The sequence below is a fragment of the Pseudomonas putida genome, from assembly GCA_041071465.1.
GTDB lineage: Bacteria > Pseudomonadota > Gammaproteobacteria > Pseudomonadales > Pseudomonadaceae > Aquipseudomonas > Aquipseudomonas putida_P.
Map to the genome: position 1 here is coordinate 1,157,387 of CP163498.1, position 13,304 is coordinate 1,170,690.

The 13,304-nt window shown below is 63.4% G+C and carries 9 protein-coding genes and 2 pseudogenes; 4 read left to right on the top strand and 7 right to left on the bottom strand.

The genetic code is table 11. The features are described 5' to 3' along the window. Window positions 1-86 precede the first annotated feature (86 nt). Window positions 87-992: a LysR family transcriptional regulator gene (locus AB5975_05350; protein XDR21318.1), complete on the bottom strand. Its 906-nt coding sequence runs from the start codon at window positions 990-992 to the stop codon at window positions 87-89. Window positions 993-1,201: 209 nt separating this feature from the next. Between AB5975_05350 and AB5975_05355 the strand changes: the two genes are divergently transcribed. Next, window positions 1,202-1,651, top strand: a complete 450-nt coding sequence (locus AB5975_05355; GenBank protein ID XDR21319.1) for a universal stress protein — start codon at window positions 1,202-1,204, stop codon at window positions 1,649-1,651. A 129-nt stretch (window positions 1,652-1,780) separates the two neighbouring features. On the opposite strand, the gene AB5975_05360 is transcribed toward AB5975_05355, so the two are convergent. From AB5975_05360 to AB5975_05375, 4 genes and pseudogenes are all read right to left on the bottom strand, one after another. After that, complete coding sequence (locus AB5975_05360) at window positions 1,781-2,641, bottom strand: efflux RND transporter periplasmic adaptor subunit (protein ID XDR21320.1); 861 nt, start codon at window positions 2,639-2,641, stop codon at window positions 1,781-1,783. Window positions 2,642-2,651: 10 nt separating this feature from the next. Then, a complete protein-coding gene (locus AB5975_05365; GenBank protein XDR21321.1) occupies window positions 2,652-2,852 on the bottom strand; it encodes a DUF1656 domain-containing protein in 201 nt (66 codons plus the stop codon). After that, window positions 2,842-5,019: an FUSC family protein gene (locus tag AB5975_05370; protein ID XDR21322.1), complete on the bottom strand. Its 2,178-nt coding sequence runs from the start codon at window positions 5,017-5,019 to the stop codon at window positions 2,842-2,844. Before AB5975_05370 ends, AB5975_05365 begins: the two co-directional genes overlap by 11 nt. Beyond that, window positions 5,016-6,544 (bottom strand): annotated as a pseudogene (locus tag AB5975_05375) (efflux transporter outer membrane subunit). Before AB5975_05375 ends, AB5975_05370 begins: the two are co-directional and overlap by 4 nt. A 191-nt stretch (window positions 6,545-6,735) precedes the next feature. Here AB5975_05375 and AB5975_05380 point away from each other — a divergent pair. Together AB5975_05380 and AB5975_05385 are read left to right on the top strand one after the other, a co-directional pair. After that, window positions 6,736-7,683: a LysR family transcriptional regulator gene (locus AB5975_05380; protein ID XDR21323.1), complete on the top strand. Its 948-nt coding sequence runs from the start codon at window positions 6,736-6,738 to the stop codon at window positions 7,681-7,683. A 78-nt stretch (window positions 7,684-7,761) separates the two neighbouring features. Further along, entirely contained in the window at window positions 7,762-8,736 is a 975-nt protein-coding gene (locus tag AB5975_05385) for a 2-hydroxyacid dehydrogenase (protein ID XDR21324.1), read from the top strand. Window positions 8,737-8,848: 112 nt separating this feature from the next. Here the strand turns inward: AB5975_05385 and AB5975_05390 are convergent, their stop codons facing one another. Next, window positions 8,849-9,751: a DMT family transporter gene (locus tag AB5975_05390; GenBank protein XDR21325.1), complete on the bottom strand. Its 903-nt coding sequence runs from the start codon at window positions 9,749-9,751 to the stop codon at window positions 8,849-8,851. Between the two features lie 185 nt (window positions 9,752-9,936). Here AB5975_05390 and AB5975_05395 point away from each other — a divergent pair, with 185 nt between their 5' ends. Continuing rightward, window positions 9,937-10,812: a helix-turn-helix domain-containing protein gene (locus AB5975_05395; protein ID XDR21326.1), complete on the top strand. Its 876-nt coding sequence runs from the start codon at window positions 9,937-9,939 to the stop codon at window positions 10,810-10,812. A gap of 71 nt (window positions 10,813-10,883) precedes the next feature. On the opposite strand, the pseudogene AB5975_05400 reads toward AB5975_05395, so the two are convergent. Continuing rightward, window positions 10,884-13,272, bottom strand: a pseudogene (locus AB5975_05400) (TonB-dependent siderophore receptor). Between the last annotated feature and the right edge of the window lie 32 nt (window positions 13,273-13,304).

A 13,304-nucleotide genomic window follows, 5' to 3' on the forward strand; every position in this document is an offset into this window, starting at 1 on the left:
CTGGAGCAAGTTTAAGAAGGTCGAATGCTGACGAAAACTGACTTGTTGGCAGTTTTATATTGCGTCAGACGCAATCAATGGCGACATCACGGGTCAATGCGCCCACACGCTTTCAACGTCTGGCGCAGCCAACGGTGTGCGGGGTCGTTGTCGAAACGCGGGTGCCACGCCTGCTTCACATTGACTTTCTCCAACGGCACCGGGATCTCGAACGAGCGCAATGGCAGCTTCAGCCGCTGCACACTGTTGAGGATGTTGGCGGGTATCGGCAGGATCAAGTCCGAATCCGGCAGTGAGAACATCGCCGAATGAAAGCTGGTGGTGATCAGGGCCACCCGCCGCTCTACCTTGTGGTTGGCCAACGCCACATCGATCGGCCCATTGGCCCGGCCGCGCCGCGATACGCTGATCTGCGGGTAGGCGGCAAAACGCTCTGGGGTGATCGGGGCGTCGAAAATCGGGTGCCCCACACGCGCCAGGCCCACGAAGTAGGTGCTGAACAGGCTCTGCACCTTGATTTCCGGGCCAAGTTCAACGGCCGAGCTGATGATCAAATCGATATGCCCGTTGCGCAGCACCGCATCATCGTCACCGCTGCCCTCCGGGACGAAGCGCAACACCGTTCGCGGCGCCTGGGCCAGCATCATGCTCAGCAATTGGGCGCCGTACAGGGCGATGAACAGGTCATTGGTGCGTATGTTGAAGGCACGGTCCAGGTTCACCAGGTCGACATCATCACGGCTACGGAACACCTGCCCGGCTTGCTCTACCAACCCATGCACCTGCTCGCGCAGGGCCAGCGCCCGCGGCGTGGGCACAAGGCCACGGCCGGCACGCACCAGGATCGGGTCACCCATGGCTTCGCGAATGCGCCCCAGTGTCCGGCTCATGGCCGCCGGGCTCAGGTTCATTCGCTGAGCTGCGCCGACCACGCTGCCCTCGTCGAGCAGGACATCGAGGGCGACGAGCAGGTTCATGTCCGGGAGTTGCATGGCCGTTTTCCGTTACAGCTGTGGGAATGGCGATGGTAACAGGTTGCTCGATTGCACCAGACGCAATGCGCTCGTGCGTTGTGGGGCATTTATTCACTGACCGTGTTCGGCCTTAAATAGAGCATTGGCAGGATCGGCCTCTTCGCGGGCGTGCCCGCGAAAGGGCCGATCCTGCAGATACACCCGCCAGCCACTGCCAAGGATCCTACATGCCCAGCTCCGTCCTGATCGCCATCGACGCCTCCCCGGCTTCCAGTGCCCTGCTGGCCCTCGCCCGCCGCTACTGCCGCCCTGGCCATCACGAATTGCACGTGCTGCTGGCCATCGATTCCACCTTCGCCGTGCATGAGCAACCAGCGCCCTATACCACCGAAGAGCTGGAGGAATACCCCGCCGCCTGCGAGGAACAGCAGCATGCCGACCACGCCGTGACCGAGGCCGTGCGCGAACTGCAGCAAGCCGGCTTTGCCAGCCGAGGTTGCATGGTGGCTGGGCAGCCGGTCGATGTGATCGTGACTAAGGCGCACGAACTCAATTGCGAGCTGATCATCATGGGCCACCGTCACCTGTCGCGGCTGGGACGGTTGCTCGACCCTTCCATCAGCGCGAAGGTGATTGACCAGGTGAAGGTGCCAGTGTTGGTGGGGGCGGCGGGGTAGAAATCACAGAAGATTGGACGCTTGGCTCTGAGCTTCATTTGGGCATGCAGGTGCTCGCCATGATTTTTACAGCGCCTTTGAGATCGAGCGCCGCGCGGGCGGCGCTCGATGTTCCTGACTACAAATCTCTCAAGGCGAACTCGGCTTCACCACCACCGTACAAGTCGTCCCCGCCGCCAGCAAAAACCCTTCCGGCACTTCATCGATGTGAATACGCACCGGCACCCGCTGCGCCAGCCGCACCCAGTTGAACGTAGGGTTCACATCGGCAATCAGCTCGCGGCTTTGCGGGTTGTCGCGGTCGTAGATGCCACGGGCGATGCTCTCCACATGCCCCTTGATGCGCTCGCCGCTCATCATCTGCAGCTCGGCCTGGTCACCCACCTTCACGTGCGGCAGCTTGGTCTCCTCGAAGAAGCCGTACACCCAGAACGAGTTCTCATCGACCACCGCCATCACCGCCTCACCGGTACGCGCATAGTCGCCCTTGTGGATGTTCAGGTTGGTCACATAGCCATCCACCGTGGCCACGATGTGCGTGCGCTTGAGGTTCAGTTCGGCTGCGGCCAGTTCAGCAAGGGCTTGCTGGTAATCGGCTTGGGCAGCGTTGGCAATGTTGCTGGCATCGTCGCGGTTTTCCTTGGAGATCACCAGGTTGTCCATGTCGGCCCGGCGCTTGGCGTTGACCTTGCGCATTTCCCAGGTGGCCTTGCGCGAGGCGACCAGCGCCTTGGCCTGGTCGACCGCCAACTGGTAGTGCTCGGGGTCGATCTGGATCAGCAGGTCGCCCTTCTTCACCCGCTGGTTGTCCTTGACCGGTACGTCCACCACGTAGCCGGGCACGTCGGCGGCGACGTTGATGATGTCGGCACGCACGCGGCCGTCGCGGGTCCATGGGGTGGTCATGTAGTGCAACCACAACTGGCGACCGATGGCCACGGCAGCGACCAGCACCAGCAGGGTGGCGATCAGGCTGAAGAACTTTTTCATCGAAGGTTTCTCACCAGTAGACAGTAAGCGCCATGGCGCCGAACAGGCAGACGAACAGGCTCAGGCGCAGCAGCGCCGGGTGCCAGAAGAAACGGTAGCCATCATGGCTGGCGATGAACCGGTCCAGGCCCCAGGCCAGGCCCAGGGCGAACAGGAACATCAAGGTCATGGTGGGCATGTACACGCCATGGAAGGCGATTTCACGGGGCATGGTGCAATCCTTTCGCCGGTGCCAGTGGCGACTGTGGGTCCAGCAGGGAAGAACGGATGAAGTGCAGGTAGCTTTGCGCACGGCGCAGCACCGAGGTGTCGAAGTGCCGGGCGAACGGCTCGTCGGTGGCCTGCACGCGGGCGATGGCATGGTCCACGGCCACCAATGCACGCTCGTGGTTGCTGGCGCTTGGCTGCAGGAACAACCGCGCCAGGGCACGGCCCATGACGCGAATCGCCTGGCGCCACGGCTGCGACTCTGCGTAGGCCGGGTGCTCCGGCGCACGGGCCTGCTCCTTGCGCAACTCGATCACGGCGTGGCCGATTTCCAGCACGGTGAACATCCAGCCCATCAACTGGCTCTGCACCTGCGGCTTGCCCGCCGCCAGGCCATAGGCCTGGTGCAACAGGTCGCGGGTGCGGCTTTCGAACGCCGTGCCGATGCCGCGCAGGCGACCACTGATGGCGAACAGCACCTGCTCGCGCAGCTCTTGTTCCAGGCGGCTCCACAACCAGCGGCTGTTGGGCGGCAGGATGATCGCCCCGGCGGCGGCACAGACGAACATGCCGATCACCATGCCGATGTAGTCGTTGATGAAGGTGTAGGGGTCATACACGGTGAGGTTGTTCGGCACCGAGCCAATCGCGAAAAACACCAGCAAGCCGATGCCGTAGCCGGCATAGGCCGGGCGCGACGACAGAAACGCGCCCAACACGAACACGGGTGCCAGCACCATGCACAGCAGCGGGAAACCGTCGATCCAGGGGAACACGAAGAACGTTTCGAAGAACCCGACAAAAGCACCGATGGCCGTGCCGCAGGCCATCTGGAACGACATGCGCTTGGGGTTCGGCGACGCCGCCGAAAGGCCCACGGTGACGGTGGCGATCAGGGTCATCATGGCGCCGCTGGGCCAGTCACTGAGTAGCCAGTAGCTACCCAGCAGCAACAGCACCGCCGAGGCACGCACACCGGCGGCCAGCGACACCAGCCAGCTGGTCTGCGCCACGTAGGGCTCGTCCCACTGCTCGCGCTGGTGCGTGTGCGCGGCCAGCGAGGCATGGGTTTCGGCGTAGCTGAACATCTCGTCGACGAAGCGATACAGCAGTTCGAACGCGGTGTGAAAGTCGAGCAAGTCGGATTCACTGGGGTCGGTCGCCAGGTATTCGGCCCGCAAGCCGCGCACCTGGGCCTGCAGGCCTTCCTTGTAGGCGGCCAGCTCCAGGGTCAGGCGCAGTGCATCGGCGTCGGTCAACGCCCGCCCCACGTAGGGCTGCAGCAGCTCCACCAAGGTATTCAGGCCCGGCTCGATGGCACTGACAATCTGTAGCGGGCCACGGGCACGCAGCCGCTCCAGCAAGCGGTGCAGGGCGTTGAAGCGCGTGGTGATGGCCATGAACTCACTGTTCATCCGCACCAGCCGACCACTGCGCCGGCGCATGTGCGGGTCTTCGAAGGCGGTGACGTTGCGCAAGCTTTCAAGGCCTACGGCCTCTGCCACGAAACGCACGTTGCTGCTCTCGAAACGGTCCTTTTGGCTATCGCCACGCAGGGCCTCGACCACCACCCCGGCGAACACGCCAAAGCGCTGGTACAGGGCGTTACGCATCGCGGCGCTGGCCGACTGCGGCAGGATTGCGGCACTGACGAAGGTCGACACCAGAATCCCCAAGGCAATCTCCAGCACCCGCCATACGGCTGCCATGAACGCCTGGTCAGGGTGCTGCAGTACCGGCAGGCCGATCATCGCGGCGGTGTAACCGGCCAGCACGAAGCCATAGGCGCGGAAGGTGCGGTAGCGCATGGCACCGGCCGAGCACAGGCCCACCCACAGCGCCAGGCTGGGCAGGAACAGCTCGGTGTTCTGCGGGAAGATGGCGATCAGTGCCACCATCATCGCCGAGCCGGCCAGGGTGCCGAGCACCCGGTAGAAGCTTTTGGCGAACACATGCCCGCTTTGCGGCTGCATGACGATGAACACGGTGATCATGGCCGTGCGTGGTTGCGGCAGCTCAAGGCGCATGGCCAGCCACAACGTGATGAACGCGGCGGCCAGCACCTTGAAGATGTACACCCAGGTCACGCCGTCGGTGCGCGCCCAGGCAAAGAAGCCCCGGCGCCATTCCAGGCTTTGCAGCCAGCGCACGGGCAAACTGGAAGTGCTCATTCGGCGTTATCCGGCTTCTTGTCGAAAATGGCCAGGGTAGCCGGGGTTTTCGGCGCAGCCTGGCGTTCCTCCTTCGGCACATCCTGGCCGGCCTGCAGGCCGCCGCCCAGGGCGGTGACCAGCTCGGCATGGGCGACCAGGCGGGCGGCCTGCACCTGTTGCTGCACCTGCTGCTGGCGGAACAGCAATGTCTGCGCATTGAGCACGTTCAGGTAGTCGGTAAGGCCGCGCTGGAAGGCGACCATGGCGATGTCGTAGGTTTTCTGGGCTGCGGCGACGGACTCGGCCGCGAAGTGCGACTGCTCTTTCATCGACTCGCGGCGGATCAACTGGTCGGAAATGTTCTTCAGCGCACCAATCACGGTCTGGTTGTAGCGCGCCACCGCTACGTCGTACCCCGCCGAGGCCACGCCCAGCTCCGAACGCAGGCGGCCACCGTCGAAGATCGGCAAGCTGATCGCCGGGCCGACGTTGTAGTTGAACTTGCGCCCGGTCAGGAACTCCAGCGGGCCACCACCGGTAGCCATGAAGCCCAGGCTGCCGACCAGGTCGACGTTGGGGAAGAAGCCGGCATGGGCAACATCGATGCCACGCGCTTGAGCGGCCACCTGCCAGCGGCTGGCGACCACATCGGGGCGCTGGCCGACCAGTTCGGCAGGCAGGTTCGAGGGCAGCTTCAGCGGCGCGGCCAGGGCCAGGGTCGGGCGCTGCAACTGTGCGCCCTCCCCGGGCCTTTGCCAGCCAACGCCGCCAGCTGGTTGCGGGTCAGGGCAATTTCTTCGTCGAGGCTGTCGAGCTGACGGTGGGTTTCCGGCAGCGGCGCTTCGGCCTGACTGACTTCGAAGTGAGTGCCGATGCCGGCATCCAGGCGACGCTTGGCCAGCGCCAGGATCTGCTCCTGCTGCTCCAGTTCGGCCTTGACGATATCGCGCTGGGCAAAGTGCAGGCTCAGTTGGATGTAGGCGCGCACCACGTTGTTCTGCAGCTCCAGTTGCGCCTGGCGGGCTTCGGCCACGCTCATGTGCGCCTGGTCCACGGCCTGCTCACTGGCGTTGCGCTCGCGCCCCCACAGGTCGAGGGCGTAGCTGAAGCCAATGGCAGCGTTGTTGTCCCAGGTGTTGGCGCCCGACAGCGCGCCAGGGCCGTAGAACTGGTCTTCAGGCCAGTTGTGGCGCTTGAGCGTGGCCTGGCCGTTGGCCTGGAGCTTTTCCGCCGACTCGACCACGCCAGCCATGGCCTTGGCTTCGCGCACCCGCGCCGCGGCCATGGCCAGGCTTGGGCTGCCGGCCACGGCCAGGGCAATCCAGCGGTCCAGCTGCGGGTCGCCATAGGCGTGCCACCACTGCTGATCAGGCCAATGGGCGTCGGTCGCGGCTTCGCGTATGGCCGCGTCGGTGGTCAAGGTATTGGCTTGCAGCGTCTTGCTTTGCGGGGCGATGCCCCAGGTTCCGATACAGCCACTCAAGGTGAGGGCAAGGGCACAGGCACTGAACGCATTGAGCGTTCTGATGATGCGACGCGGCACAGCTGCGATTTCCCGAGGAAGAGGTGAAGGGGCCGGGCAATTCTAGGGGGCGACAGCACTGGCGATAAGCGCAGATTCCTGCGAATCTTTGTTACCAAAACAGCGATAATCCGCCTTTGGTCGAAGGTAACTTTTCAGCTTTTTTGCGTTACTTCGTGACACAATTTTGTCCTCTACATCGAGAGTGACCCATGGACACCCTGCAAAACATGCGTGCTTTCAGTTGCGTAGCCCAGCTTGGCAGCTTTACCGCTGCTGCCGCGCAACTGGATACGACCACCGCGAACGTGTCGCGGGCGGTCTCCAACCTGGAAGCCCATCTGCAAACAAGGCTGCTCAACCGTACCACCCGCCGCATTGCGCTGACCGAGGCCGGCAAGCGTTACCTGATGCGTTGCGAACAGATTCTTACCTATGTGGAAGAAGCCGAAGCCGAAGCCAGCGATGCCCACGCCCGCCCGGCCGGGCAGTTGAAGGTGCACTCGATGACCGGGGTGGGCCAGCACTTCGTGGTCGATGCCATCGCCCGCTACCGCGAGTCGCACCCGGACGTCACCTTCGACCTGACCATGGCCAACCGCGTGCCCGACCTGCTCGACGAGGGTTATGACGTGTCCATCGTGCTGGCCACCGAACTGCCCGATTCGGGGTTCGTGTCACAGCGCCTTGGCATCACCTACAGCATCGTCTGCGCCTCGCCCGGCTACATCGCCCGCCACGGCACTGCGCACAAGCCCGCCGACCTGCTCAAGCATGCCTGCCTGCGCATGGTCAGCCCGGTGATCCCGCTGGAAAAGTGGCTGTTCGACGGCCCGGAAGGCCAGGAGATGGTCAACATCACCAGCTCGCCGTTCATGGTCAACACCGCCGATGCCATGAAGACCGCGATCCGCAGCGGCATGGGCGTAGGCGTGCTGCCGATCTATTCGGCCATCGACGGCCTGCGTGACGGTAGCCTGGTGCGAGTGTTGCCCGAGTACCGCCTGCAGGAACTGAACCTGTACGCCATCTACCCATCGCGGCAGTACCTGGATGCCAAGATCAAGACCTGGGTCGAGTACCTGCGCAACTCGCTGCCAGAGATTCTCGCGGCCCATGAGGCGGACCTGAAAACCCATCAAGTGCTCATCGCCAACTAAAAAGCTGCTGCATGGCGGGGGTGGACAATGGTAGGTTGCTAACCAATGTCCACCCCCGCCTTGCAGAGAAGTTGCCCGATGAAAAAGACTGTCCTGGCCTTCAGCCGTATCACCCCGGCCATGGCCGAGCGCCTGCAGCAAGACTTCAACGTGATTCTGCCCAACCCCAAGCTCGGCGACATCAACGCCCAGTTCAACGAAGCCCTGCCCGAGGCCCACGGCCTGATCGGCGTTGGCCGCAAGCTGGGCCGTGCACAGCTTGAAGGCGCGGCCAAGCTGGAGGTGGTGTCCAGTGTTTCGGTCGGCTATGACAACTACGACTTGGACTACTTCAACGAACGCGGCATCGCCCTGACCAACACCCCCGACGTGCTCACCGAAAGCACCGCCGACCTGGGCTTCTCGCTGATCATGGGCTGTGCCCGCCGCACCGCCGAACTGGATGCCTGGACCAAGGCCGGCAACTGGCAGGCCACCGTAGGCCCGGCCCATTTCGGCAGCGATGTGCATGGCAAGACGCTGGGTATCGTCGGCATGGGCAACATCGGCGCTGCCATTGCCCGCCGTGGCCGGTTCGGTTTCAACATGTCGGTCATCTACGCTGGCAACAGCCGCAAGACCGCGCTGGAGCAAGAACTTGGGGCGCAGTTGCGCAGCCTGGAGCAGTTGCTGGCCGAAGCTGACTTCGTGGTCATTGTGGTGCCGTTGTCCGACGCCAGCCGCAAGCTGATTGGCGCCCGCGAGCTGAAACTGATGAAGCCGAGTGCCTTCCTGATCAACATCGCTCGCGGGCCGGTGGTGGATGAAGCGGCGCTGATCGAAGCCCTGCAGAACGGTACCCTTCGTGGGGCTGGTCTGGATGTGTACGAGAAGGAACCGCTGAGCGATTCGCCGCTGTTCAAGCTGCCCAATGCGCTGACCTTGCCGCACATTGGTTCGGCCACTGCCGAAACCCGTGAGGCCATGGCCAATCGGGCGATGGACAACCTGCGCGCGGCGCTGCTGGGCGAGCGGCCGCGGGACCTGGTGAACCCGCAGGTGTGGAAAGGCTGATAGCGCTCTATTGCCTGCACCGGCCCTTTCGCGGGTAAACCCGCTCCCACAGGTCCAGAACGCTGTGGGAGCGGGTTTACCCGCGAAAGGTCCGGTGCAGGCAACGCATGTCCTATTTGGCCACCACAACACCGCCAGCCACCCGGACCCGAGGCTTGCGAAACACCAGCACATTCCCCGCCATCACCGCCACCAGCCCCAACAAGGCCGGTGCCGTCCACTGATACCCCTCGGCCACCGCCGACACATTCAACGCCACCAACGGAAACAGCACCGTGCAGTAGGCCGCGCGCTCTGGCCCCATGCGGCCGACCAGAGTCAGGTAGGCGGTGAAACCGATCACCGAACCCGGAATTACCAGATACATCAGCGAACCGATGTAGCGGGTGTTCCACTCCATGTTGAAAGGAATGCCGCTGACCAGGCAATAAACCATCAGCATGGCCGCCCCGTAGACCATGCCCCAGGCATTGGTGGTCATGGGCTTGAGCCCGGCCTTCTGCTGCATGCTCGACAGCATGTTGCCCGCCGAGAAGCACAGCGTGCCGAGCAGCGCCAGGCCAAGGCCGTACAGGGTTTCACGGCTGGCCGCATGATGGGACAGCTCGGGCCAGAACAGCAGCCCCAGCCCAAGCAGGCCCAGGGCACCACCGCCCAGTACATTGGCGGCGATTTTCTGGCCGAAGAAGACCCGCGCATTAAGTGCGTTCCACAGGGTTGCAGTGGAGAACACCACGGCGATCAGACCACTGGCGATCCACTGGCTGGCAGTGAGAAAGCACATGAAATTGACGCAGAACAGGCAAAAGCCCTGTGCCAGGCAGATCAGGTGGCCACGGCGGTTCATCGGTTGCAGGCGGCGGGTGAGCAATAGGATGGCGAACAGAATCAGGCCAGCCAGGGCGAAGCGATAGACGATCGAGACCGGGATGGCGACCACGCCCAGCTGGAGCTTCAAGGCGATCCAGGTAGTGCCCCAGATCAGGACGGTGAGCAGGTAGAGTGACAGGTTCATGGCGGCAGTTCCTTGGGCCTTTCAGGATCGGTGCCCGGCGCTTCGCGGGTAAACCCGCTCCCACAGGGATCACCAGTGTTCGCTAGATGGGCCTTTACCGGCTTGCACAAACTTGCGCTTTTCTTGCGCCAGTAGATGTCACGCTGTGCAGGGCGCAGTAGGATGACTGGCAAGAGGAACCCGCCATGACGCCACTCACCCAGTTGCAAGTGTTCAACGCCATGCATGCCTCGCCCCACGCCCGGCTGGAGCTGAGCGCGCACCTGGGCGACGGGCTGGCGGCGGCGTTGTGGAGCAACCGTGACGATGCTCGTGATTACCAGGCACCGACCCATCACACCCTGTCGTGCTACATCGCCGACGGCACCGGCACCTTCCGCCGCCAACGCCCGGCCGACAAGGGCGCACCCGGCAAGCTGTGCGTGATGCCGGCCGGGCAGGAATCGAACTGGGTGGTCAATGGCGCGATCCGGCTGGCACACCTGTATGTCAGCGAGGCGCAGTTCGCACTGGGCTGCGTGCGCCTGCTCGACCGTGAGCCACGGGAGCTGCAACTGCAGGAGGCGACCTTTCTGGACGATCCACAGCAGGCGGCACGCTTTCGCCAACTCATCCAACTGGACTGGGACGAGCCCGGCGAACGCCTGCTGGCCAGCAGCCTGGCACACGAAATCGTCGACCATGCGCTGCTCAACCAGGTCGGGCTGCGCCAAGGCCTGCGCCTGAAAGGCGGGCTGGCGCCGAACCTGCGCCGGCAGTTGGTCGAGTACATCGAAGCGCACCTGGACCAGCCGATTACCCTGGGTGAACTGGCCTTGCGCTGCAACTTGTCCGAATACCACTTCGCGCGCATGTTCCGCGCCAGTTTCGGGTTACCGCCGCATCAGTACTTGCTGGCCAGGCGGCTGCAGCGGGCTTGCGAGTTGTTGCGACTGGGGGAAATGCCGCTGGGCGAAATTGCCCTGTTGTGCGGGTTTGCCAGTGCCAGCCATTTCAGTAACCGCTTCCGGCAGGCCCTTGGCGCAACGCCTGGGGAATATCGCTCGGCCATTCGCGGCTAAAGCCGCTCCACAGAGTAACGCGATCCCTGTAGGAGCGGCTTTAGCCGCGAAGAGGCCGGCACAGGCTGTACTTAAAACTCAAAGGTACTCGACAAACTCACCTGCCGCGCATCTCCAATCGCCACAAAGTACTGGTTCACCGCCGAGCTGTAGTAAACCTTGTCGAACAGGTTCTTCACGTTGAGCTGCAGGCGCACATTGTGTTCATCGAGCTTGGTCTCGTAGCTGGCGAATGCATCCGCCACGGTGTAGGACGGCAGGTCGAAGGTGTTGGTCGAGTTACCCGACCGCTCGCCCACGTAGCGCGCACCCGCACCTACCCTCAGCTTGTCGCCACCGAACAGGCTGCCGAAGTCGTACACAGCCGACAACGAACCAGTGTGCTTGGCTACGTTCTGCAGGCGGTTGCCTTGCAGGTCCGGGTCCTTGGTAACCTTGGCATCCGTGTAGGCATAGCTGCCAATCAAGCTCCAGCGATCAGTCAGCTGGCCGGTCAGGTCAAGTTCCACGCCTCGTGAATTGACTTCACCCGCGTTGCTGTAGACCGTCTCGCTGGTGCTGGCGTCGAAGTTCGAAACCAGGACGTTGCGTTTGGTGATATCGAACAGCGCCAGGGTGCCCGTGATGCGGCCCGGCATATCCAGCTTGGCCCCCAGCTCCCACGACTTGCCCTCTTCCGGGGCTACCGACGAGTCGAGCACGATATTGCCGGTCAGTGGCGCAATGGTGGAGTTTGGCTTGAACGATTCGCTGTAGCTGCCATAGAACGACAGCTGGTCGTCGACCTTGTAGACAATGCCGGCGTGAGGCACCCAGGCCTGGCCACTGATGTCGGTATTGACGTGGAACGGGCGGCCGCGACCGGCGTACTGGTCGTACTGCTGGAAGCGCGCGCCGGCCACCAGGATCCAGTGCTCGTCCAAGTGCAAGGCGTCCTGCACGAACAGCGCATCGGTGCGCAGCTTGTCGGTCTGGTCGCTGTCACTGGCGCGCGCCGTGCTGCCTTCCACTTCCTGACCGTAGACTGGGTCCACATAGCTGAACGTGGACTTGGCCATCTGGCGAATCAGATCACCCCGGAAAATCTTGCGGTCTTCGTGGTCGATGCCGAACAGCAAGTCGTGCTGCATGCCGGCCAAATTCACGTTGCCTGCCAGGCTGACGGTCGCGAACTGGTCACGGCTCATGGCGTTGTGGGTGCCGTCGATGCTGCGTGTCAGCGTGCCTTTTGCTTCGTTGACGGCCGTCACCCGCACCTGGCTGGCATCGTAGGTTTCACGGTTGAAGCTGTAGCCGAAGTGCAGCTTCCAGTCATTGGCCAACTGATGGTCGACTTCCAGGCGATACAAGTCGGAGCGCCCTTCCATGTCGTTGAAGGGCTCGTCCAGACGACGCGTGGCGGGGATGTTCAGCGGGTGGCCGTTGTTGCCGAACGCGGTACCCCGATCGAACGGGTAGAGAAACTCGCGGTGCTGTAAGCCACCACCACCTGGGTATCTTCGCCCAGCCAGGCCAGCGACGGCGCCACCAGCGATTCGCGGTGCACGCCGTAGTTACGCCAGTAGTCTTCGTCCTCGTGGTCGACGACCAAGCGGTAGGCGAAGTTGCTGTCGCCCAGCGCGCCAGTGCTGTCGAGCCCGCCGCCACTGCCGTTCTTGCCACTGCCGTAGGTCGAGCCACGCACGGTCAGGGCGTTGTACTGCTGCAGTTGCGGGCGCTTGCTGACCACGTTGATCACCCCACCCGGGTCCTGGATGCCGTACAGCAGCGAAGCCGGGCCCTTGAGCACTTCGACCCGCTCGGTGCTGGCGTTGAGGCTGCGGCCCTGCACGATGGGCATGCCATCGCGCATGATCGAGCCATCGCGGTTGTCGCCGAAACCACGCTTCATCACCGTGTCGGACGTGCCACCGAAGTTATTGCCCTGGGTAATGCCGCTGACATTGGCCAGGGCGTCATCGAGGTTACGCGGCGCCTGATCACGGATGACCTGCGCCGGTACCACGTTGATCGCCTGGGGATGTCCTGGTTAGGGCCCTGCCCGCGCATGATCGAGGCGCTAGCCGGGGGCTGATAGCTGTAGTCATCCAGTTGCGAGGTCACCGTTGTGGCCTGCAGGTTGAGGGCACCGGAGGTGTCGGCAGCTTCGAGGGTGAAGGTGCGTGCATCGACGCGGCGCCAGGCCAGCCCGGAAGTACCCAGCAGCTGTTGCAGGGCCTGTTCGGCGCTGTACCGGCCATTTAGCGCAGGCGCCTGCACGCCTGGTAGCTCAAGGGTGTAGACCACGCTCTGGCCGGTGGTACGACTGAAAGCGTTGAGTGCCTGGGCCAAGGGCTGGGCTGGCTGGGCGAAGGCGTAGGCCTGCTGTTGCTCGGCGGCGCAGGCCAGGGGGGCGACAGCGATGGCAGGCAGCGTAGCAAGGCCTAGCCAGAGAGGGACGCAACGCGGGGAGAACTTCATGGACGCTGACCTGTGAGAGGGATATTACTGCG